Origin of the sequence: Corynebacterium guangdongense (assembly GCF_030408915.1) — a bacterium.
Taxonomy (GTDB): domain Bacteria; phylum Actinomycetota; class Actinomycetes; order Mycobacteriales; family Mycobacteriaceae; genus Corynebacterium; species Corynebacterium guangdongense.
This window is the reverse complement of record NZ_CP047654.1, coordinates 1,822,193-1,842,369: the sequence shown is the minus strand read 5'-3', so window position 1 is coordinate 1,842,369 and position 20,177 is coordinate 1,822,193. Positions and strand designations below refer to the sequence as shown.

Annotated in this window: 15 protein-coding genes; 11 read left to right on the top strand and 4 right to left on the bottom strand. The window is 68.8% G+C overall.

Annotation, left to right across the window (positions count from 1 at the left end; genetic code table 11):
- The first annotated feature begins 28 nt into the window (after positions 1 to 28).
- The 3 genes from CGUA_RS08695 to ileS all read left to right on the top strand — a co-directional run bounded on the left by CGUA_RS08695 (position 29) and on the right by ileS (position 6,991).
- Entirely contained in the window at positions 29 to 2,194 is a 2,166-nt protein-coding gene (locus CGUA_RS08695; RefSeq protein ID WP_290194768.1) for a copper-translocating P-type ATPase, read from the top strand.
- A 243-nt stretch (positions 2,195 to 2,437) separates the two neighbouring features.
- Positions 2,438 to 3,451 (top strand): DivIVA domain-containing protein, encoded by a 1,014-nt coding sequence (locus tag CGUA_RS08690; RefSeq protein WP_290194766.1) that lies wholly within the window; start codon positions 2,438 to 2,440, stop codon positions 3,449 to 3,451.
- A gap of 339 nt (positions 3,452 to 3,790) precedes the next feature.
- The gene (gene ileS, locus CGUA_RS08685; RefSeq protein ID WP_290194764.1) at positions 3,791 to 6,991 is read left to right on the top strand and encodes an isoleucine--tRNA ligase; all 3,201 of its coding nucleotides are present in this window, start codon (positions 3,791 to 3,793) and stop codon (positions 6,989 to 6,991) included.
- A gap of 105 nt (positions 6,992 to 7,096) precedes the next feature.
- Here the strand turns inward: ileS and CGUA_RS08680 are convergent, their stop codons facing one another.
- Complete coding sequence (locus CGUA_RS08680; RefSeq protein WP_290194762.1) at positions 7,097 to 7,465, bottom strand: hypothetical protein; 369 nt, start codon at positions 7,463 to 7,465, stop codon at positions 7,097 to 7,099.
- 43 nt (positions 7,466 to 7,508) lie between these two features.
- On the opposite strand from CGUA_RS08680, the gene CGUA_RS08675 reads away from it, so the two are divergent.
- Both CGUA_RS08675 and CGUA_RS08670 read left to right on the top strand, forming a co-directional pair.
- Complete coding sequence (locus CGUA_RS08675; RefSeq protein ID WP_290198358.1) at positions 7,509 to 8,369, top strand: EamA family transporter; 861 nt, start codon at positions 7,509 to 7,511, stop codon at positions 8,367 to 8,369.
- 62 nt (positions 8,370 to 8,431) lie between these two features.
- The gene (locus tag CGUA_RS08670) at positions 8,432 to 9,835 is read left to right on the top strand and encodes a DNA polymerase IV (RefSeq protein ID WP_290194760.1); all 1,404 of its coding nucleotides are present in this window, start codon (positions 8,432 to 8,434) and stop codon (positions 9,833 to 9,835) included.
- On the opposite strand, the gene CGUA_RS08665 is transcribed toward CGUA_RS08670, so the two are convergent.
- Positions 9,832 to 10,761 (bottom strand): asparaginase, encoded by a 930-nt coding sequence (locus CGUA_RS08665; protein ID WP_290194758.1) that lies wholly within the window; start codon positions 10,759 to 10,761, stop codon positions 9,832 to 9,834. The two genes, CGUA_RS08670 and CGUA_RS08665, sit on opposite strands and share 4 nt — an antisense overlap.
- A 195-nt stretch (positions 10,762 to 10,956) precedes the next feature.
- Between CGUA_RS08665 and CGUA_RS08660 the strand changes: the two genes are divergently transcribed.
- Entirely contained in the window at positions 10,957 to 11,598 is a 642-nt protein-coding gene (locus CGUA_RS08660) for a WKL family lipoprotein (RefSeq protein ID WP_290194756.1), read from the top strand.
- Between the two features lie 93 nt (positions 11,599 to 11,691).
- Here CGUA_RS08660 and CGUA_RS08655 read toward each other — a convergent pair whose 3' ends face one another.
- Positions 11,692 to 12,720, bottom strand: a complete 1,029-nt coding sequence (locus tag CGUA_RS08655; protein WP_290194755.1) for a hypothetical protein — start codon at positions 12,718 to 12,720, stop codon at positions 11,692 to 11,694.
- Between the two features lie 48 nt (positions 12,721 to 12,768).
- Between CGUA_RS08655 and lspA the strand changes: the two genes are divergently transcribed.
- From lspA to CGUA_RS08640, 3 genes are read left to right on the top strand one after another with little or no spacing between them, the layout of a single operon-like run.
- On the top strand, positions 12,769 to 13,356 hold the full coding sequence (gene lspA / locus CGUA_RS08650; RefSeq protein ID WP_374725038.1) for a signal peptidase II: 588 nt from the start codon (positions 12,769 to 12,771) through the stop codon (positions 13,354 to 13,356).
- A complete protein-coding gene (locus tag CGUA_RS08645) occupies positions 13,349 to 14,278 on the top strand; it encodes an RluA family pseudouridine synthase (RefSeq protein WP_290194753.1) in 930 nt (309 codons plus the stop codon). The genes lspA and CGUA_RS08645 overlap by 8 nt, the downstream gene beginning before the upstream one ends.
- Complete coding sequence (locus CGUA_RS08640; RefSeq protein ID WP_290194751.1) at positions 14,275 to 15,030, top strand: hypothetical protein; 756 nt, start codon at positions 14,275 to 14,277, stop codon at positions 15,028 to 15,030. The genes CGUA_RS08645 and CGUA_RS08640 overlap by 4 nt, the downstream gene beginning before the upstream one ends.
- On the opposite strand, the gene rarD is transcribed toward CGUA_RS08640, so the two are convergent.
- Positions 14,951 to 15,865 (bottom strand): EamA family transporter RarD, encoded by a 915-nt coding sequence (rarD, locus tag CGUA_RS08635; RefSeq protein WP_290194749.1) that lies wholly within the window; start codon positions 15,863 to 15,865, stop codon positions 14,951 to 14,953. The two genes, CGUA_RS08640 and rarD, sit on opposite strands and share 80 nt — an antisense overlap.
- A 108-nt stretch (positions 15,866 to 15,973) precedes the next feature.
- On the opposite strand from rarD, the gene dnaE reads away from it, so the two are divergent.
- Positions 15,974 to 19,537, top strand: a complete 3,564-nt coding sequence (dnaE, locus tag CGUA_RS08630) for a DNA polymerase III subunit alpha (protein ID WP_290194748.1) — start codon at positions 15,974 to 15,976, stop codon at positions 19,535 to 19,537.
- Positions 19,537 to 20,046, top strand: coding sequence for a GNAT family N-acetyltransferase (locus tag CGUA_RS08625; protein ID WP_290194745.1), 510 nt, complete (start codon positions 19,537 to 19,539; stop codon positions 20,044 to 20,046). The genes dnaE and CGUA_RS08625 overlap by 1 nt, the downstream gene beginning before the upstream one ends.
- The last annotated feature ends 131 nt before the right edge of the window (positions 20,047 to 20,177 follow it).

Genomic DNA, 20,177 nt, shown 5'->3' with positions numbered 1-20,177 from the left:
AGGGTCGGGGTTAAGGAGAGGATGAATAATGAGCACCCACGAGCACCCGCATCATCATGGTCCCACCCACACGGCCCCGTCCGACAGTCAGACCCGGCCTGCCCGGCCCGGCGGGAAAGATCATGCCGCTCATTCCGCCCACGGCGGTCACGACTCCCATGACTCCCACGGCAGCCACGGCGGTCACGTCGCGATGTTCCGCGACCGTTTCTGGGTGTCGTTGATCCTGGCGGTTCCGGTCGTCTACTTCAGTCCGATGTTCGCGGAGTTGCTGGGCTACCGCCTCGTCGAGTTCCCCGGCTCCGCCTGGATCGCACCGGTCCTCGGCTCGATCATCTATTTCTGGGCGGGCTGGCCCTTCCTGTCCGGTGCGGTGGGGGAGGTGACCAGGCGGCAGCCGGGCATGATGCTGCTCATCGCGATGGCCATCACCGTCGCCTACGTTGCGTCGATGGCGACCTCCCTCAACGTCGGTGGGCTCATGCTCGATTTCTGGTGGGAGCTGGCCCTGCTGGTGGTGATCATGCTCCTCGGCCACTGGCTGGAGATGCGTGCACTGGGGGCGGCGTCCTCGGCGCTGGACGCGCTGGCGGAGCTGCTGCCGGAAGAGGCGGAGAAAGTGGTGGACGGCGAGATCCGCACGGTTCCGATCGCCGAGTTGGCGCCGGGGGACGTCGTCCTGGTGCGGTCCGGCTCCCGCGTGCCCGCCGACGGCGTCATCGTCGAGGGCGAGGCGCTGTTCGACGAGTCGATGATCACCGGTGAGTCCCGCCCGGTGGAGCGCGCCGTGGACGGAGCGGTCGTCGCGGGCACCGTCGCCACCGACAGCTCGGTGCGTGTGCGCGTGGAGAAGACGGGAGAGGACACGGCGCTCGCGGGCATCCACAAGATGGTCGCCGAGGCGCAGTCCTCCTCCTCCCGGGCGCAGGCGCTGGCCGACCGCGCCGCTGGCTGGCTGTTCTGGTTCGCGCTCGCCGTCGCCGTGCTCACCGCCGTCGTCTGGCTCAGCGTCGGCTCGCCCGACGACGCGATCACCCGCACCGTCACCGTCCTGATCATCGCCTGCCCCCACGCACTGGGCCTGGCGATTCCCCTGGTCATCTCCAACTCCACGGAGCTGGCCGCCGCGAACGGCCTGCTCATCCGCAACCGGTTGGCCCTGGAGAAGATGCGCGAGGTTGACGTCGTCCTCTTCGACAAGACCGGAACGCTGACCCAGGGCACCCACGCGGTCACCGACGCGGCGGCCGCCGCGGGCGTCGACAAGCAGGAGATGCTCCGCCTGGCGGCCGCCGCCGAGATGGACAGCGAGCACCCGGTCGCCCGCGCCATCGTCGCCGCGGCCGGACCCGGCGTCCCGCACGCCGACAACTTCCGGGCCGCCGCCGGCAGGGGGGTGCGCGCCACGGTCGACGGCGCCGAGGTCACCGTGGGCGGGCCGACCATGCTCGCGGAGCTGGGCCCCACCCTTGAGCCCGGGCTTGACGACGCCACGCGGGCCTGGATTGAGCGCGGCGCCGGCGTCATCTACGTCGTCCGGGACGGGCGGGTGATCGGAGCTGTCGCCGTCGAGGACGAGATTCGTTCGGAGTCGCGTGACGCGGTGACGGCGCTGCACGAGCGCGGCGTCCGGGTCGCCATGATCACCGGCGACGCCCGGCAGGTGGCCGACGCGGTCGCGGCGCAGCTCGGCATCGACGAGGTATTCGCCGAGGTGCTGCCGGAGGACAAGGATAAGGCGGTCATCGAACTGCAGGGGCGTGGCCTGACGGTGGCGATGGTCGGTGACGGAGTCAACGACGCCCCGGCGCTGGCGCGCGCCGACGTGGGCATCGCCATCGGGGCCGGCACGGACGTGGCGATGGAGTCCGCCGACGTCATCCTGGCCGGCAACGATCCGCGCGGGGTGGTCTCGATGATCCTGCTCTCGGAGCGCAGCTACCGCAAGATGGTCCAGAACCTGGTGTGGGCGGCCGGCTACAACATCGTGGCCGTCCCGCTGGCTGCCGGTGTGCTCGCACCGATCGGGTTCGTGCTGCCGCCGGCGGTGGGCGCCATCCTCATGTCCCTGTCGACGATCATCGTCGCCGTCAACGCCATGACCCTGCGCTCGCTCAACCTCGACCCGGCGGAGGTTGCCCCCGAGACCGGGGAGGTGCCGGAGTCTGATCATGCCCGTATTTCCTTGAGATGACCCCGGGCGAGGGTGGCGAAAGCGGGACTCCCCAGAGCAATCGTGGCGTGCCGCGAGCCAGAACCCAGCGAAAAGCCCGTCTAACGTTAAGATTGGCAAATATTGCGCCTGCAATAATGAGAGTGTGACGGCTACACTGGCCGGGACAATCCTTTACCATTAAGAGAAACGCAATGTGAGGGGCCCGTTACCGCCTCTCGCGCCTGCCGGTCACGGTGGGTCATCAAACCGAAGGGAATGCCAATGCCGCTGACTCCTGCTGACGTGCACAATGTCGCTTTTAGTAAGCCGCCGATCGGCAAGCGGGGCTACAACGAGGACGAGGTCGACCAGTTCCTGGACCTCGTTGAGGACACCCTGGCCCAGCTGATCGACGAGAACGAGAAGCTTCGCTCCGGTTCCGGTGCCGCACCTGCAGCCGCCGAGGCCGCCACCACCGGTGGCTCCGACGTCGACGAGAAGAAGCTGCGCTCCTCCATCGAGGCCGAGCTCCGCAACGAGTACGAGGCGAAGCTGGGCGACGCCCGCAAGGCCGCCGACAAGGCCGAGTCCGAGGCCAAGGCCGCGAAGAACGAGGCGCAGAAGGCCAAGACCGAGGCCGAGCAGGCACGCCGGGACGCCGAGGCCGCCAAGCGCGACGCCTCCCAGAAGTCCGCCGCAGCTCCGGCGGCCGCCGCAGTTGGCGCGGGCGCCAGCGCCGGTGCCGCCGGCCTGGCCAACCCGGACACCCACATGCAGGCAGCCAAGGTTCTGGGCCTGGCCCAGGAGATGGCCGACCGACTGACCTCCGAGGCCCAGGCCGAGTCCAAGTCCATGCTGGACGAGGCCCGCACCTCCGCCGAGAAGCAGCTGACCGACGCCGACAACCGCTCCAAGGCACAGCTCAACAGCGCACGTCAGGAGGCCGACAAGACCACGGCCGAGGCCCGCGCCGAGGCGGAGAAGCTGGTCAACAACGCCAAGCAGCAGGCCGAGCAGACGGTCAACGAGGCCAACGCCCGCGCCGAGGCGCAGATCAAGCAGGCCGAGGAAAAGGCCGCGGCCCTGCAGGCCGACGCCGAGCGCAAGCACACCGAGATCATGACCACGGTGAAGAAGCAGCAGACCGCCCTCGAGACCCGCATCGCCGAGCTGCGCACCTTCGAGAAGGAATACCGCACCCGTCTGCGCAGCGTCCTGCAGTCCCAGATCGAGGACCTGGACTCCCGCGGCAGCGCGGCACCGAACGCCGCGCCGGGCCCGGAGGGCACCAACTAGTCTTCCCGCCGCCCCACCGACTCCCCGCACCCGTTTACCCGGGTCCGGGGAGTCTGTCGTCGGTGGGGGAGGGCGGCGCCCGGTGTCGGCGAGCGCCTGCCCCGGGTGGACGGGAGCACCCGGGGTGGGGGTATAGTGGTTGCCGATAAGCGCTGATCCGGCCATCACCGGGGAGCTTCCGGAAGAACGGCCGCGGGCCCAGTAGAACCGGACGGGTGGGACCGTGACATACCTTCACCACAGAAACGAAGTGGGGCATGCATCAACATGCCCAAGCGGGGTGGTACCGCGCGCAAGCGTCCCCGCAAGCCCCAGCTACCTGTGTAAGTGAAGGACATGATGACGGACGCGAACCAAAACAAGGTCGGCAGCGCCTACCCGAAGATCGACATGACGGGCGGATCCAACCGCTTCCCGGAGATGGAGGAGAACGTCCTCGCCTACTGGGACAAGGACGGAACCTTCCAGGCCTCGCTCGAGAACCGGGAGGGCTGCGAGGAGTACGTCTTCTATGACGGGCCGCCCTTCGCCAACGGTCTGCCGCACTACGGCCACCTGCTGACCGGCTACGTCAAGGACATCGTCCCCCGTTTCCGCACCATGCGCGGCTACCACGTGCCCCGCGTCTTCGGCTGGGACACCCACGGACTGCCGGCCGAGCTGGAGGCGGAGAAGCAGCTCGGCATCACCGACAAGGGCCAGATCGAGGACATGGGCCTGGCCAAGTTCAACGAGTATTGCGCCACCTCCGTGCTCCGCTACACGGAGGAGTGGAAGGAGTACGTCACCCGTCAGGCCCGCTGGGTCGACTTCGACAACGGCTACAAGACGATGGACCTGTCCTACATGGAGTCCGTCATCTGGGCCTTCAAGCAGCTCTATGACAAGGGCCTGATCTACAAGGGCTTCCGCGTCCTGCCGTACTCCTGGGCCGAGCACACTCCGCTGTCCAACCAGGAGACCCGCCTCGACGATTCCTACAAGATGCGCCAGGACCCGACGCTGACCGTCACCCTGCCGATCACCGGCGCCCGCCCGGGCACCGCCGGCGCGGCGACGCTCGAGGCGAACCCCGTCCTCGCCGAGACCGCGGCCCTGGCGTGGACGACCACCCCGTGGACGCTGCCGTCCAACCTGGCGCTGGCCGTCCACCCGGAAGTCAACTACGTCGTCGTCAGGATCGGCGCGGACTCCTCCGTGGCCGAGTTCGCCGGCACCACCGTCATGCTTGCCGAGCCGCTGGTCGGCTCCTACGCCAAGGAGCTGGGTGAGGAGCGCGAGATTCTGCTCACCCTCCCGGGCAGTGACCTCGAGGGGCTGACCTACACCCCGGTCTTCGACTTCTTCGCCGACAACGAGAACTCCTTCCAGTTCCTGCTGGCCGACTATGTCACCACCGAGGACGGCACCGGCATCGTCCACCAGGCCCCGGCCTTCGGTGAAGACGATATGGCCACCACCAGCCGTTACGAGATTCCGCTGGTCATCCCGGTGGACATGGACGGCAAATTCACCGAGCTCGTCCCGCCGTACCAGGGCCAGCTGGTCTTCGACGCCAACACCGACATCATCCGCGACCTCAAGGCCGCCGGCCGGGTGCTGCGGCACCAGACCATCGACCACTCCTACCCGCACTCCTGGCGTTCGGGCACTCCGCTGATCTACATGGCGCTGCCGTCCTGGTTCGTCGACGTCGTGGCCATCCGGGACCGCATGGTCGAGCTCAACCGCGAGGAGATCGAGTGGCTTCCGGAGCACGTCCGGGACGGCCAGTTCGGCAAATGGCTGGAGAACGCCCGCGACTGGAACATCTCCCGCTCCCGCTACTGGGGATCGCCTATCCCGGTCTGGGAGTCCGACAACCCGGAGTACCCGCGCACCGACGTCTACGGCTCCCTCGATGAGCTCGAAGCCGACTTCGGCGTGCGTCCGGATTCGCTGCACCGCCCGTACATCGACGACCTGACCCGCCCGAACCCGGATGACCCGACCGGGCAGTCCATCATGCGCCGTGTGCCGGACGTCCTCGACGTCTGGTTCGACTCCGGCTCCATGCCCTTCGCGCAGTTCCACTATCCCTTCGAGAACAAGGAGTTCTTCGAGGAGAACCACCCCTCGGACTTCATCGTCGAGTACATCGGCCAGACCCGTGGCTGGTTCTACCTGCTGCACGTCCTGTCGGTGGCGCTGTTCGACCGCCCGGCCTTTAAGCGCGTCGTCGCCCACGGCATCGTCCTCGGCGACGACGGCCTGAAGATGTCCAAGTCCAAGGGCAACTACCCGGACGTCAACGAGGTCTTCGACCGGGACGGCTCCGACGCGATGCGCTGGTTCCTCATGGCCTCGCCGATCCTGCACGGCGGCAACCTCATCGTCACCGAGCAGGGCATCCGCGACGGCGTCCGCCAGGCCATCCTGCCGATCTGGAACGCCTACACCTTCCTGCAGCTCTACGCCTCCGAGGAGGCGACCTGGTCCGTCGACTCCACCGACGTGCTCGACCGCTACATCCTGGCCAAGCTGCATGACCTGGTGGCCAACGTCGGTCAGGCGCTCGACGCCAGCGACATCGCCAGCGCCACCGAGGAGGTCCGCCTCTTCGCCGACGTCCTGACCAACTGGTACGTGCGTCGTTCCCGCGACCGCTTCTGGGCGGGCCAGGAGGCGCACCCGGAGGCCTTCAACACCCTCCACACCGTGCTCGAGGTGCTCACCCGCACCGTCGCCCCGCTGCTGCCCTTCGTCTCGGAGGTCATCTGGCGCGGTCTGACCGGGGGACGTTCCGTCCACCTGAGCGACTACCCGGTCGCGGCCGACTTGCCCGCCGACGCCGATCTGGTCGCCACCATGGACGCCGTCCGCGGCGTGTGCTCGGCCGCGTCCTCGGTGCGCAAGTCCAACAAGCTGCGCAACCGTCTGCCGCTGCCGGGGCTGACCGTCGCGCTGGAGGAGTCGAGCAGGCTCGCCCCGTTCGCCGACGTCATCCGCGACGAGGTCAACGTCAAGAACGTCACCCTGACCGACGACGTCGACTCCGTCGGCACCTTCGAGGTCGTCGTCAACGCCAAGGTCGCGGGCCCGCGCCTGGGCCGTGACGTCCAGACCGTCATCAAGGCCGTGAAGTCCGGCGACTACACCCGCACCGGCGACCAGGTCGTCGCCGGCGGCATCACCCTGACCGAGGAGGAGTTCTCCGAGCGCCTCGTCGCCGAGAACCCGGAGTCCACCGCCGCCATCGACGGCCTGGGCGGGCTCGTCGTGCTCGACACCGAGGTCACCGAGGAACTTGAGGCCGAGGGCTGGGCCGCCGACGTCATCCGCGGGCTGCAGGACGCACGCAAGAAGGAGGACTTCGAGGTCTCCGACCGCATCACCACCGTGCTGTCCGTCCCGGCCGAGAAGGAGGAGTGGGCCAACCGCCACGCCGAGCACATGGCCACCGAGACCCTCTCCACCTCCTTCACCGTCACCACCGACGAGCTTGCCGACGCACACGACGTCGTCAAGGGCGTGCGCGCGACGGTGCGCAAGAACAGCTAGCTCCCTCAACCCGAAAGGCCCCGTCCCGAAAGCCCCGGCCCATGTCTACGAAATCAGGCGGTGGGCCAGCCTTTCGGGAGGGGGCCTTTCGCCACGCGCCCTCGCTCACACCCCGCGGGTGCGGCACTCCCGCCCGCTCGCCCCATCGGTGAACGCCCGCTGCAGGACCGAGGTGGTCGGGAAACTCACCGTGCCACCACCGGAGTAGTCGTACACGCCGAGGCCGAGGTCGGCGGCCACACCCCGGATCGTCTCGAGGCTGTCGTTCAGATCCGCCCAGGCCAGGGTGATGCCCAGGTGGTCGTGGTCCAGGTGCCAGGCGGCGTCGAGGCGACCGCGCAGGTCCTCGTGCGCGCGCCGCAGTTTCTCCGGGACGGGCCGGGATCCGGCGGCGCGGTGGAGGGCGTTGTTGAGCCAGGCGTCGGGATCCGAGGGGACCTGGGCAGGGTCAATGAGAAAGAGGTCGTAGGCCATGGTCGACCCAGACTAGCGAACACCGGGTAGATTGCCATGGGTGATGAACAACTCCCTGGATGAATCGACGCGGACCAGGCTCGGGGCGCCGGCCCTCGCGGTCGTCTCCGGCGTCTCGATGTACGCGGGCGCGGCCATCGCCGTCGGACTCTTCGCGACCCATCCGCCCGCCGTGGTCGCGTGGCTGCGCATCGCCGCCGGCGCCCTGATTCTGCTGCTCATCCACCGGCCCCGGATCCGTGACTTCCTCGGTATCAGCGGCCGGGACGCCGCCGTCTACGGACTCTTCACGATGGCGATGAACATGACGTTCTACGTCTCCATCAACCACCTGCCGCTGGGCACGGCCGTCGCGATCGAGTTCCTCGGGCCGATCGCCGTGGCGGCCTGGGGGTCGCGCAGCCGCCGCGACTGGACGGCGCTGGCGCTGGCGGCGACCGGAGTGGTCGTCATCTCCGGGGCCAGCTGGTCGACCAGCGCGGTCGGCATCGTCTTCGCGCTGCTCGCCGGCGCGATGTGGGCGGGCTACATTCTCACCGGCACCCGAATCGCCGGCGACGCCGGCAGCTCCGGCACCTCCATGGCCGTCGGCTTCACCTGGGCCTCCCTGGCCGCCCTGCCTTTCGTGGCCCTCCACCAGTTCCGCGCCCCGGACACGGACGCGAACCTGCTGATCATGGCGGTGCTGGCGCTGGGGCTGGGCTTCTTCTCCTCGGTGGTGCCCTACTCGCTGGATCAGGTCGTCATGCGCTGGGCCGGGCCGGGCTACTTCGCCGTGCTCCAGGCCATCCTCCCGGTGGTCGCGGCGGTGGTCGGCGCGATCGCGCTACGGCAGTTCCTCACGCTCCCGGAGATGATCGGCGTAGCCCTCGTGGTGACCGCGGTGGTCCTCAAGCGGCCGTGACCCCCGCGGTGCGCAGGGTCCGCTGCCGGAGCCGCTGCGGCCGCCTCCTACACTGGGCAGGTATGAATCGCTGGGTCCTGCACATCGACATGGATGCGTTCTTCGCGTCCGTGGAGCAGCTGACCCGGCCCACGCTGCGGGGACGCCCGGTGCTCGTCGGCGGCGTCGGCGGACGAGGGGTGGTGGCGGGCTGCTCCTATGAGGCCCGTGCGTACGGGGCACATTCGGCGATGCCGATGTTCCAGGCGCTGCGCCTGGTCGGGCCCAGGGCGGTGACGGTCAGCCCCCGGAAGTCGGTGTACTCGGCGGCGTCGAAGCGTGTGTTCGAGGTCATCTCCTCGAAGGTCGACGTCGTCGAGCAGCTCTCGGTCGACGAGGGGTTCATGGAGCCGCCGGAGCTGGCCGGGGCCGGGGTGGCGGAGGTCCGCGCGTGGGCGGAGGAGCTGCGCGCCGAGATCCGCGGGATCACCGGCCTGCCCAGTTCCATCGGGGCCGGACCGGGCAAGCAGTACGCGAAGATCGGCTCGGACGAGGCGAAGCCGGACGGCACCTTCGTCTTCGAGCCGGAGCACCTGGAGCGGGATCTGCATCCGATGGACGTCGCGAAGCTGTGGGGCGTCGGGCCTGTCACTGAGGCCAAGCTCACCGCCATGGGCGTGGAGACCATCGGTCAGCTGGCGGCGTTGAGTGAGCGGGAGGTCGAGATCTCGCTGGGCTCGACGACGGGCCTCAACCTGTGGCGGCTGGCGCGCGGCGTCGACGACAGGGAGGTCGCCCCCCGGGCGATCGCCAAGCAGATCTCCGCGGAGCACACCTACGCCCGGGACCTGACGACGCGGGCCGAGGTCGACCGGGCGCTGACCCGCGCCGCCGAGGGGGCGCACCGCCGCCTGCTCGCCGACGGGCGCGGCGCCCGGACCGTCACCGTGAAGCTGCGCATGGCCGACTTCCACATCGAGTCGCGTTCCGCGACGCTGCCCTACGCCACCGACGACGTCGAGACCCTGAGTGCCACCGCCTTCCGGCTGGTGCGCTACCCGGATGAGGTCGGGCCTGTCCGCCTGGTCGGCGTGAGCTTGTCCGGGCTGGAGGAGGGACGCCAGCACGTGCTCTTCCCGGAGCTGGATCGCCAGATCGCGCGGAAGGCGGCGTCGACAGACGGGGATTATGAGACGGGCGTGTCCGATCACGGGGACGTCGCCGAGGTCGTCGTCGAGCAGGAGGAGGTGCCCGTCGCGGGCGGACCCCGGTTCGCCGCGACGCAGGACGTCCACCACCCCGAGTACGGGCACGGCTGGGTGCAGGGGACCGGGCACGGGGTGGTCTCCGTGCGTTTCGAGACCCGTGCGACCGGCCCCGGGCCGACCAGGACCTTCGCCGTCGACGATGAGCAGCTGGTGGCGGCGGATCCGCTGGACTCCCTGGCCTGGGAGGACTGGTTCGCCCGGCGGGCGCGGGAGGACTAGACGAAGAGCGTGGCCGGGTCGACGCGCGCGGCCAGCGCGGTGGCCAGAGTGATGCGGGCCTGGCCGGGGCCGAGGACGCCGGCGGAGAGCGCGCCGAGATCCCCGAGCGTCGAACCGCCGCCGGCGCCGCCGTAGGCCAGCGACACCGGACCGTAGGGGACCCGGGTCGCGATGACCACCGGGATCTTGCGCGTGAGCGCGCGGGCCACGGCCTCGCCCATCCCCACGCTCACGTTGCCCGCGCCGAGCGCCTCGACGACGATCCCGTCGACCCTGGCCTTCACGGCCGCGTCCACGGCGTCGCCGGGCGCGCCGGGCCAGGCAGCGATGATCGGCACGTTGAGCCGGCCCAGACTCCGGTGCCGGACCGGCGCCGGGCGCGGGCCGGTGAGCGGGGAGCGGGTGTGGAAGGCCGCCGGATCCGAGGTGTGCGCCTTGAGCGCGCCGCGGGCCGACAGCAACCGGGAGGCGAAGGAAATGAGCGCCCCGCGGCCGCGGTTGGCCGGGTCGGCGGCGGCCTGGACGGCGCCGCGCAGGTTGATGATGCCGTCGTAGCCGGTGGCGTCGAAGGGCAGCATGGCCCCGGTCACCACCACCGGCACCTCGGAATCGTGCACCAGATCCAGGGCCAGCGCCGTGTCCTCGAGTGAGTCGGTGCCGTGCGTGAGGACGACGCCGTCCGCGCCGTCCTTGATCTCGGAGCGGACGGCGGCGACGAGCAGATCCAGATCTGCCAGGGTGATCGAGGAGGAGTCGAGCCGGAGGAGGTCGAGTCCGCTGATCTCGTAGCCCTTGGCCGGGGAGAGCAGCCCCGCCGCACCGATGAGGTCTTCGACGCTGAGGGTCGGTTCCAGCGCCCCGGTGGCCGGGTTCTGCGTGCAGGCGATGGTGCCGCCGGTGGTGAGGATGCGGATGCGGGTGGTCATGCCCCCAGGGTGCCACACGTCCCTCCCCGGCCGGAGTAGGGCGGGGAGCGGGGCGAAAACGCTGGTGGCGGTGGTTCGGAGGAGCATGTCCGGAGGTGTAGTATCGACCGGCAGAACCGTACGACACACGCACGGGTCCCGGTCACGCCCGGGGCCCGGACAGGCAAGTCGAAAAGATCTAAGGAGTCCCTCCACATGCCGACCATGACGACCAAGCTGACTGCACTGATCGCGGCCGCAGCCGCCAGCCTCAGCCTGGCAGCCTGCTCCACCGACGGTGAGGACGCTGCCACCAGCGCCGAGACCGCCACGGACACCGTGACCGAGTCCAGCGAGGCCGTCCCCGTCTACGGCGAGGCGCCGACCGCCGCCCAGCTCAACGAGGTGCTGCAGACCGCGGCCGACCCCAACGCCCCGATGGAGGAGCGCGTCAAGACCGTCCAGGGCGGCGAGACCGTCGATCCGGCGCTCTTCGACACCATGACCTACGCGCAGCAGGAGTCCGGGGCCAACTTCCAGGTCGTCGATCCGGTCTACCCGGGTTACACCCCAGAGTCCGTGCTCTCCACGGTCACCTTCACCCTGCCGGATCAGGAACCGCAGATGGCGGAGAACGTGGAGTTCATCTACGAGGGCGAGACCTGGAAGATCTCCCAGTCCTGGGCCTGCATCCTCATCAACAACACCGTCGCCCCGGAGCAGGTGCCGGCGATGTGCCTCGAGGAGACCGCCGCCCCGGCCCCGGCGGAAGGCGAGACCCCGGCAGAGGCCCCGGCTGACGCGCCCGCGGAAGCCCCCGCCGAAGGCGAGGCCCCGGCGGAGGCGCCGGCGCAATAGTCTCCCGGTGCCCCGAACCAGAACGTCGCCCCCGGCCTGCTCAGGTCGGGGGCGACGTTCTGCTCTGCGGAGCGACGGCTGACGGGGCGGGGCCTACTCGAACTCGACGCCGGTGGTCGTGTCCTGCACGATGCCGGCCTCCCCCTCCCCGCCGTAGACGACGCGGGTGGTGTAGGCGATGCGCCCGTCGACGGGCAGCGGACGGGTGAGGTCCACGGTGATTGCCCCCGTTGAGGTGGTCTCGGAGCTGATCACCCGCAGCTCCTGGCCCTGCGCGGCCTCCGCGCCGGGCACGCCCTCGATGGGGATAGCGCCCATGGAGGGCCGCTGGGTGACCTCCACGTCGAGGTCGACCAGGTCTCCCTCGATGCCGGTGACCGTGTAGGTGGTGGTCTGCAGCAGGGTGGCGTCGCCGGTGACGCGGGAATCGACCGACCACGTTGCGCCGACGCCGACCGACTCAGCGGGGAAGACGACCGGCAGCGAGGTCAGCGTCGTCAGCGCGGACTCGACGTAGGCGCGGCCCTCGTCGCTCGCGCCGGTCGGGGCGGTGAGCTCCACGGTGGAGATCTGGCCGGAATCGTCGGCTCGCCAGCCCAGGCGGAAGCCCTCGGCGGAGCGCAGATCCTCCAGCAGCGTGAGGTCGGTGGACTCGGCGACGCCGAGGCGCAGATCGACCCGGCGGGTCGCCGGCCGCTCGTCCTCCTCCGGGGCCTCGGCCGCGGAGGAGACCGCGGTGACGGGCAGCGTCAGGGAGACGACGTCACCGCCGGCCGGGGCGGCCGGATCGACGGCGTCGGCGCGCTGGACGCTCTGGTTGAAGCCGTCGGAGACGGTGACCCGGGCCTCCTGGGGAGCGTCGGGGCCGTCGGTGACGTCGCGGAAGGCGAGCACCGTGCCGCCGTCGCTGACGTCGCCAAGCGTGTCGACCCTGACACGTGGGGCGTCCAGCGGCAGCGGAATCGCGGCGTCGAGGGTGTCGTTGAACTCGCTGAAGTCGTCGTCGCCGGAGCAGGCGACCAGTCCGGCGGCGAGGGCGAGGGTGGCGGCGGCGAGGCCGATCGGGCGGCGGGTCCGGCCGGCGACACGGCGGCGGCGGGAGGCGGGCTGGGTCGGGATCACAACACACCACGCTACCTTGTGTGGTTATTGTGGCCGTCACCGGCAATAATGGTCCTGGTGAGTACCCCGTCGACGAAGTCCACCGAAATCCCCACCCGCCCGGAGCGGCCACCGGCGTCGATGCGCAACGTCGGACTGATCCTGGCGATCATGGCCGCCGTCGCCGCGGCGGACCAGCTGATCAAGCAGTGGGTGCTGGACAACCTGGAGCTGGGGACCGCTTACCCGGTCATCGGTGACTGGTTCCGCTTCTACCTGATCTTCAACCCGGGCGCCGCCTTCGGCATGGGGGAGGACTCCACCTGGCTGTTCACCACCATCCAGCTCGTCTTCTCCCTCGGCGTCCTGGTCGCCTCCCCGTTCATCCGCGACCGCGGCGTGGCCGTGGGCCTGGCGATGATTGGCGGGGGAGCGCTCGGCAACCTGATCGACCGGCTGCTGCGCGAACCGGGTTTCTGGTTCGGCCACGTCGTCGACTACATCTCGGTCGGGAATTTCGCCATCTTCAACCTGGCGGACGCGTCCATCTCGGTGGGCGTGGTCGTGTTCTTCATCGCGATGCTGCTGGAGGACAGGCGCGAATCGCGGACCCGATCGCCCGAGACAACTGAACGTGGAAGTGAGGAGAATGACTAATCGCGAAACCCGGACCCTGCCGGTTCCGGAAGGACTCGAAGGAATGCGCGTCGACGCCGCCGTCGCGCGCCTGTTCGGCCTTTCCCGCACCGTGGCCGCCGACCTCATTGCCGAGGGGGACGTGACCATCGACGCCGTGCCCTCGATGAAATCGGACCGGCTCACCGCGGGCACGATGCTCGAGGTGCTCCTGCCGGCGCCGGAGGAGCCGCTCGAGCCGGTCGCCGAGCATGTCGAAGGCATGGACATCCTCTACTCGGACCGGGACATCATCGCGGTGAACAAGCCGGTGGGCGTCGCGGCGCACCCGACCGTCGGCTGGGAGGGACCGACCGTCCTCGGGGGGCTGGCCGCCGCCGGTTTCCGCATCTCCACCTCCGGGCCGCCGGAACGCAAGGGCATCGTGCAGCGCCTCGACGTCGGCACCTCCGGGGTCATGGTGGTCGCGGCCAGTGAGCGCGGTTATTCGGTGCTCAAGCGCGCCTTCAAGGAACGCACGGTGGAGAAGACCTACCACGCGCTCGTCCAGGGGCTGCCGGATCCGCTGACCGGGACCATCGACGCCGCCATCGGCCGCCACCCCTCGGCGGGCTGGAAGTTCGCGGTCACGGCCGACGGCAAGCACGCCATCACCCACTACGAGGTCGTCGAGGCGTTCCGTGAGGCCAGCCTCCTCGAGATTCACCTCGAGACCGGGCGGACCCACCAAATCCGCGTCCATATGGCATCCATCGGGCATCCCTGCGTCGGCGACCCGATGTACGGCTCCGACCCGAACCTCGCCAAGCGCCTGGGCCTCATCCGCCAGTGGCTGCACGCCGTGCGCCTGGGCTTCACCCATCCCGCCACCGGCGACTGGATGGAGATCGAGGCGCCCTACCCCGACGACCTCAGCCACGCCCTCGAGGTGATCCGGTCATGAGCGACCGCTTCGGGACCACCTCCGGCCGGGACTTCGAGGCCACCCACGACGCCGAACCCTACTCCCTGGATCCGGAGGGGCAGGCTTCCCGACGCCCGCAGACCCCGAGCCGCGAGCAGCCTTTCGGCCCCGGCACCCGCCGGCGCCTCGTGCTCGGTTCACTGGCCGTCCTGGCGGCCCTCGGCGTGGTGGTCTATGCCCTGGTGGAGGCCCTGGCGTGGAGCCCGGCCCCGGGACGCAACGGGGACATGCTCGGCCAGGACTCCGGCGAGAGCTACCTCCAGTACCAGCAGCGGGCCGCGGAGTCCCTGGCCGGAGCCCCCGCGGACGAGGACGTCTATGCGCTCATCACCTTCGCACGCCCCCTCGAGGCGGCCGAGGCTGGTGTCGAGACCGAGCACCTGGACCGGGTCAACGCCATGGTGGTGGGGATGGCGGCCCCGTACCCGCTGCCCGAACCGGTGGCGGGTGCCACGCGGGCGGACGTGTACACCGCGCAGTTGGGGATGATCGCGCGACAGCTCTCCGGCATCGGCGACGTTCCGGTGCCCTACCAGCTCACCGCAGTCGTGGCCCGGGACGACGGCGAGACGCTGCGCGCCCTCGCCCACGCGGAGCGCGTCGCGACGGTCGAGACGCTGCCGCCGGACGCCGCCTGGGGCTGGTTCGGCGTCAGCCCCGTCGAGGTTCCCGGGATTGACCAGATGGCCGTGGCGGTTCCGCCGGTTCGCCAGCCCGCCTCCGCCCGCTGAGGCGGATCAGGTCGCCGAGGTAGACCGCGACGGCGGCCCAGATGATGATGAATCCGATCCAGCGGGCGGTGGAGAACTGCTCCTGGGTCACGAACAACGCCCACAGCATCTGCATGGTCGGGGTGATGTACTGCAGCATGCCGATCGTGGCCAGCGGCAGCTTCTGGACGCCCGTTCCGTAGAGCAGCAGCGGCGCCGCGGTCACCACGCCCGAGAGCACCATCAGCGCCGTGTGGCCGCCGGAGACCGTGCCGAAGGTGGCGTCACCGGTGCCCTGCAACCAGACCAGGTAGGCCAGCGCGAAGGGGGCGACGACGAGCGTCTCGGCCGCCACCGAGGCTGTCGCCGTGACCGTGACCTTCTTCTTCAGCAGGCCGTAGAAGCCGAAAGTGACGGCCATGCCCAGCGCGTGAATCGGGGCCTGCCCGCTGAGAAAGGTCAGCTGCAGCACACCGACGGTTGCGATGAGCACGGCGATCAGCTGGGGACGGCGCAGCTTCTCGCTGAAGAACACCATCCCGAGCACGACGCTGAGCAGCGGGTTGATGAAGTAGGCCAGGGCCGCGTCAGCCACGTGGTTGGTGTTCACCGCGAGCACGTAGATCCCCCAGTTCGCCGAGATCAGCACCCCGGCCAGCGCCAGGCGTCCCCATTCCCGCCACCCGGCCCGCACCAGCTGCCGCCAGCCCCCGGTGAAAATGAGCAGCACGGCCATGAACACGGCGGTCCAGACGATGCGGTGGGCGAGAATCTCCAGCGGACCCGCCGGAAGCAGGAGCGGAAAGAAAGCGGGGAAGAACCCCCACAGCAGGTAGGACAGGACGGCGGCGGTCATGGGGGACAACAGTAGCCGGTGGCTGTGACGGCGGGGACGCGAACGTCCGCGCCCGGGTCCGATCACGGCCTTAGGATTCACCCCGCCCGCGGGATAGGATGGGCCACCATGGGCAAGAAGTCGTCGTTCGTACACCTGCACAATCACACCGAATATTCCATGCTTGACGGCATGGCGAAGGTGGATCTGCTCGCCGAGGAGGTGTCCCGGCAGGCCATGCCCGCCGTCGGGATGACCGACCATGGAAACATGTACGGGTCAAACGCCTTCTACCGCAAGATGACCTCCGCCGGCATCAAGCCGATCATCGGCATCGAGGCCTACATCTCCCCGGAGTCGCGCTTCAACAAGAAGCGTGTCCTGTGGGGCACCCCGGATCAGAAGTCCGACGACGTCTCCGCCTCCGGCGCCTACCTGCACCAGACCATGCTCGCCGAGAACGTCACCGGCCTGCGCAACCTGTTCAAGCTGTCCTCCCTCGCCTCCTACGAAGGTCAGTTGGGCAAGTGGCCGCGGATGGACATGGAGCTCATCGCCGAGCACGCCGACGGCATCATCGCCACCACCGGCTGCCCCTCCGGCGACGTCCAGACCAGGCTGCGTCTGGGCCAGTACAACGACGCGCTCGAGGCCGCCGCCACCTGGCAGGACATCTACGGCCGCGAGAACTACTTCCTGGAGCTAATGGATCACGGGCTGTCCATTGAGCGGCGGGTGCGCAATGAGCTCCTGGAGATCGGCAAGGCGCTGGACATGCCCGCGCTGGCCACGAACGACTGCCATTACGTCCTGGAGTCCCAGGCGGCGGCGCACGAGGCGATGCTCTGCGTCCAGACGGGCAAGACCCTGCTGGACCAGGACCGCTTCAAGTTCGACGGTTCCGGCTACTACATCAAGACGGCGGAGCAGATGCGCGACATCTTCGACGACACCGTCCCGGACGCCTGCGACAACACCCTCTGGATCGCCGAGCGCGTGCAGCCCTACGACGAGATGTGGGAGGAGCACCCGCTCGACCGGATGCCCGTCGCCGACGTGCCGGAGGGCGAGACCCCGACGACGTGGCTGCGCAAGGAGGTCATGCGTGGCCTCGAAGCCCGCTTCGACGGCAAGGAGGTGCCGCAGGACTACATCGAGCGCGCCAACTACGAGATCGACGTCATCGACATGAAGGGCTACCCGTCCTACTTCCTCATCGTCGCCGAGATCATCAACCACGCCCGCTCCATCGGCATCCGTGTCGGACCGGGCCGTGGTTCCGCCGCCGGCGCGCTCGTCGCCTACGCCCTGACCATCACCAACATCGACCCTATGGAGCACGGCCTGCTCTTCGAGCGATTCCTCAACCCGGAGCGCCCCTCGGCCCCGGATATCGACATCGACTTCGATGACCGCCGTCGCGGCGAGATGATCACCTACGCCGCCGAGCGCTGGGGCGAGGACAAGATCGCCCAGGTGATCACCTTTGGCACCGTCAAGACCAAGCAGGCGATCAAGGACGCGGCCAAGGTGAACTACGGCCAGCCCGGCTTCCAGATGGCCGACCGCATCAACGCCGCCCTGCCGCCGGCCATCATGGCCAAGGACATCCCGCTGTCCGGCATCACCGATCCGGAGCACGAGCGCTACGCCGAGGCCGCCGAGATCCGCTCGATGATCGAGACCGATCCGGATGTGGCGAAGATCTACGAGACCGCCCGCGGCCTGGAGGGCGTGGTCCGCCAGGCCGGCGTCCACGCCTGTGCCGTCGTCATGGCCTCGGTCCCGCTCATGGAACACATCCCCATGTGGAAACGACCGGCGGACGGCGCGATCATCACCGGCTGGGACTACCCGGCCTGCGAATCCATCGGGCTGCTGAAGATGGACTTCCTGGGCCTTCGCAACCTCACCGTCATCGGTGACGCCCTGGAGAACATCAGGAAAAACCGTGGCGAGGACATCGACCTGGAGACCATGGACACCGATGACCCGGCGGTGTATGAGCTGCTCGGCCGCGGTGACACGCTCGGCGTCTTCCAGCTCGACGGCGGCGGCATGCAGGAGCTGCTCAAGCGAATGAAGCCGACCGGCTTCAACGACATCGTCGCGTCCCTGGCGCTGTACCGGCCCGGACCGATGGGCGTCAACGCGCACTGGAACTACGCGGACCGCAAGAACGGCCGCCAGGCGATCACGCCGATTCACCCGGAGCTGGAGGAACCGCTCAAGGACATCCTCGGCGAGACCTACGGTCTGATCGTGTACCAGGAGCAGATCATGGAGATCTCGCGCAAGCTGGCGAACTACACCGCCGGTGAGGCGGACGGCTTCCGCAAGGCCATGGGCAAGAAGAAGCCCGAGGTCCTGGCCCAGGAGTACGAGAAGTTCTCCGGCGGCATGTTCGCCAACGGCTACTCCAAGGCCGCGGTCGACTCGCTGTGGGGCACCATCGAGCCCTTCGCGTCCTACGCCTTCAACAAGTCCCACGCCGCCGGCTACGGTCTGGTGTCCTACTGGACCGCCTACCTCAAGGCGAACTACGCCCCGGAGTACATGGCCGCGCTGCTGACCTCCGTCGGCGACAAGAAGGACAAGTCGGCGATCTACCTCGCCGACTGCCGCCACCTGGGCATTCAGGTGCTGCCGCCGGACGTCAACGAGTCCGAGGAGGATTTCATGGCCGTCGGCGAGGACATCCGCTACGGCATGGGCGCCATCCGCAACGTCGGCGGCGAGGTCGTCGAGTCCATCGTCGAGACGCGCAAGTCCAAGGGCAAGTTCACCAGTTTCGGCGACTACCTGGACAAGATCGACCTGCTGCCCTGCAACAAGCGCATCACCGAATCGCTGATCAAGGCCGGCGCCTTCGACTCTCTCGGCCACCCGCGCAAGGGCCTCATGCTCATCTCCGAAGACGCCGTCGACTCGGTGCTAACCACCAAGAAGGCCGCGGACAAGGGGCAGTTCGACCTCTTCGCCGCCCTCGGCGGCACCGAGGAGGGCGACGGCCCGAGTCCCTTCGCCCTCGAGATCCCGGATCAGGAGTGGGACCGCAAGCACGAGCTGACCCTTGAACGCGAAATGCTCGGACTCTACGTCTCCGGCCACCCGCTGGACGGTTTCGAGGAGGCCCTGGCCCAGCAGACGAACATGCCGCTGACCCAGATCCTCGGCGGTGAGGTGTACAACAAGCAGGAGATGGTCATCGGCGGCATCATCTCTGCGGTCGACCGCCGTTTCTCCAAGAAGGACGGATCGCCCTGGGCCATCGTCACCATCGAGGACCACAACGGCGCGTCCGTGGAAATCCTCGCCTTCAACAAGGTCTATTCCCTGGTGGCGCCGCAGATCGTGGAAGACAACATCATCCTGGCCAGGGTGCACGTCTCCATCCGCGACGACCGTATGTCGCTGTTCTGCGACGACATCCGTATCCCCGACCTCGGCCCGGGTGGCGGCGCTGGTCTGCCGCTGCGCCTGACGATGCGCACGGAGCAGTGCACCCTGGAGAACATCCGCAAGCTCAAGGACGTGCTCGTCTCCAACGCCGGTGACTCCGACGTCTACCTGACGCTCGTCAACGGGGACAACTCCCAGATGATGGTGCTCGGCGAGCATCTGCGGGTGGAGAAGTCCGGCAACCTCATGGGCGATCTCAAGGCGACGATGGGGCCGGGGATTCTGGGCTGATGTCTGACGTGCAGTTCAGCTTCCGCGAGACGGAGCCGGCGGACCTGACCTACATCAAGCGGCTCAACTACCTGGCCGACGTCTTCGGCGACGAGACCGTCGATCCGGACCCCGAGCAGTTCCTCGACGCCAACCGTTTCTACCTGGACGCGTGGACGCCCGAACGCGGGGGAGTGCTCGTCTCCGATCACCTGGGTATCCCGGCGGGCGCGTCCTGGTTGATCTGGGGGACCGAGGATCTCCACGGCGCCGGCTACGTGTCCCCGGAGATCCCGGAGCTGGCCATCGCCGTCGAGAAGCGTTACGCCAGACGTGGACTGGGCGGGCAGCTCCTCGAGCGGGTCGCGGCCCTGGCGAAGGAGCTCGGCGCGCCGGGGCTGAGCCTGTGCGTCCACGAGGACAACGGCGCGGCGAAGGGGCTCTACGAGAGGCGCGGCTTCGAGTTTCACGGCCGGGAGGCCGACAGTCCGTACATCGCGATGGTGCGCCGCTTCCCGGACACCGGGTAATCGTGCGCGGAAGCGACGTCGCTGAATAAAATTCCCGGCGGTTTACCGGTTCGTCGGTAGGTTTCCAATAACAGTCGTATGCATTTCCGGAGCCCCGGCCTGGCTGACGGTTCGCCGTTGTCATTCCAGGA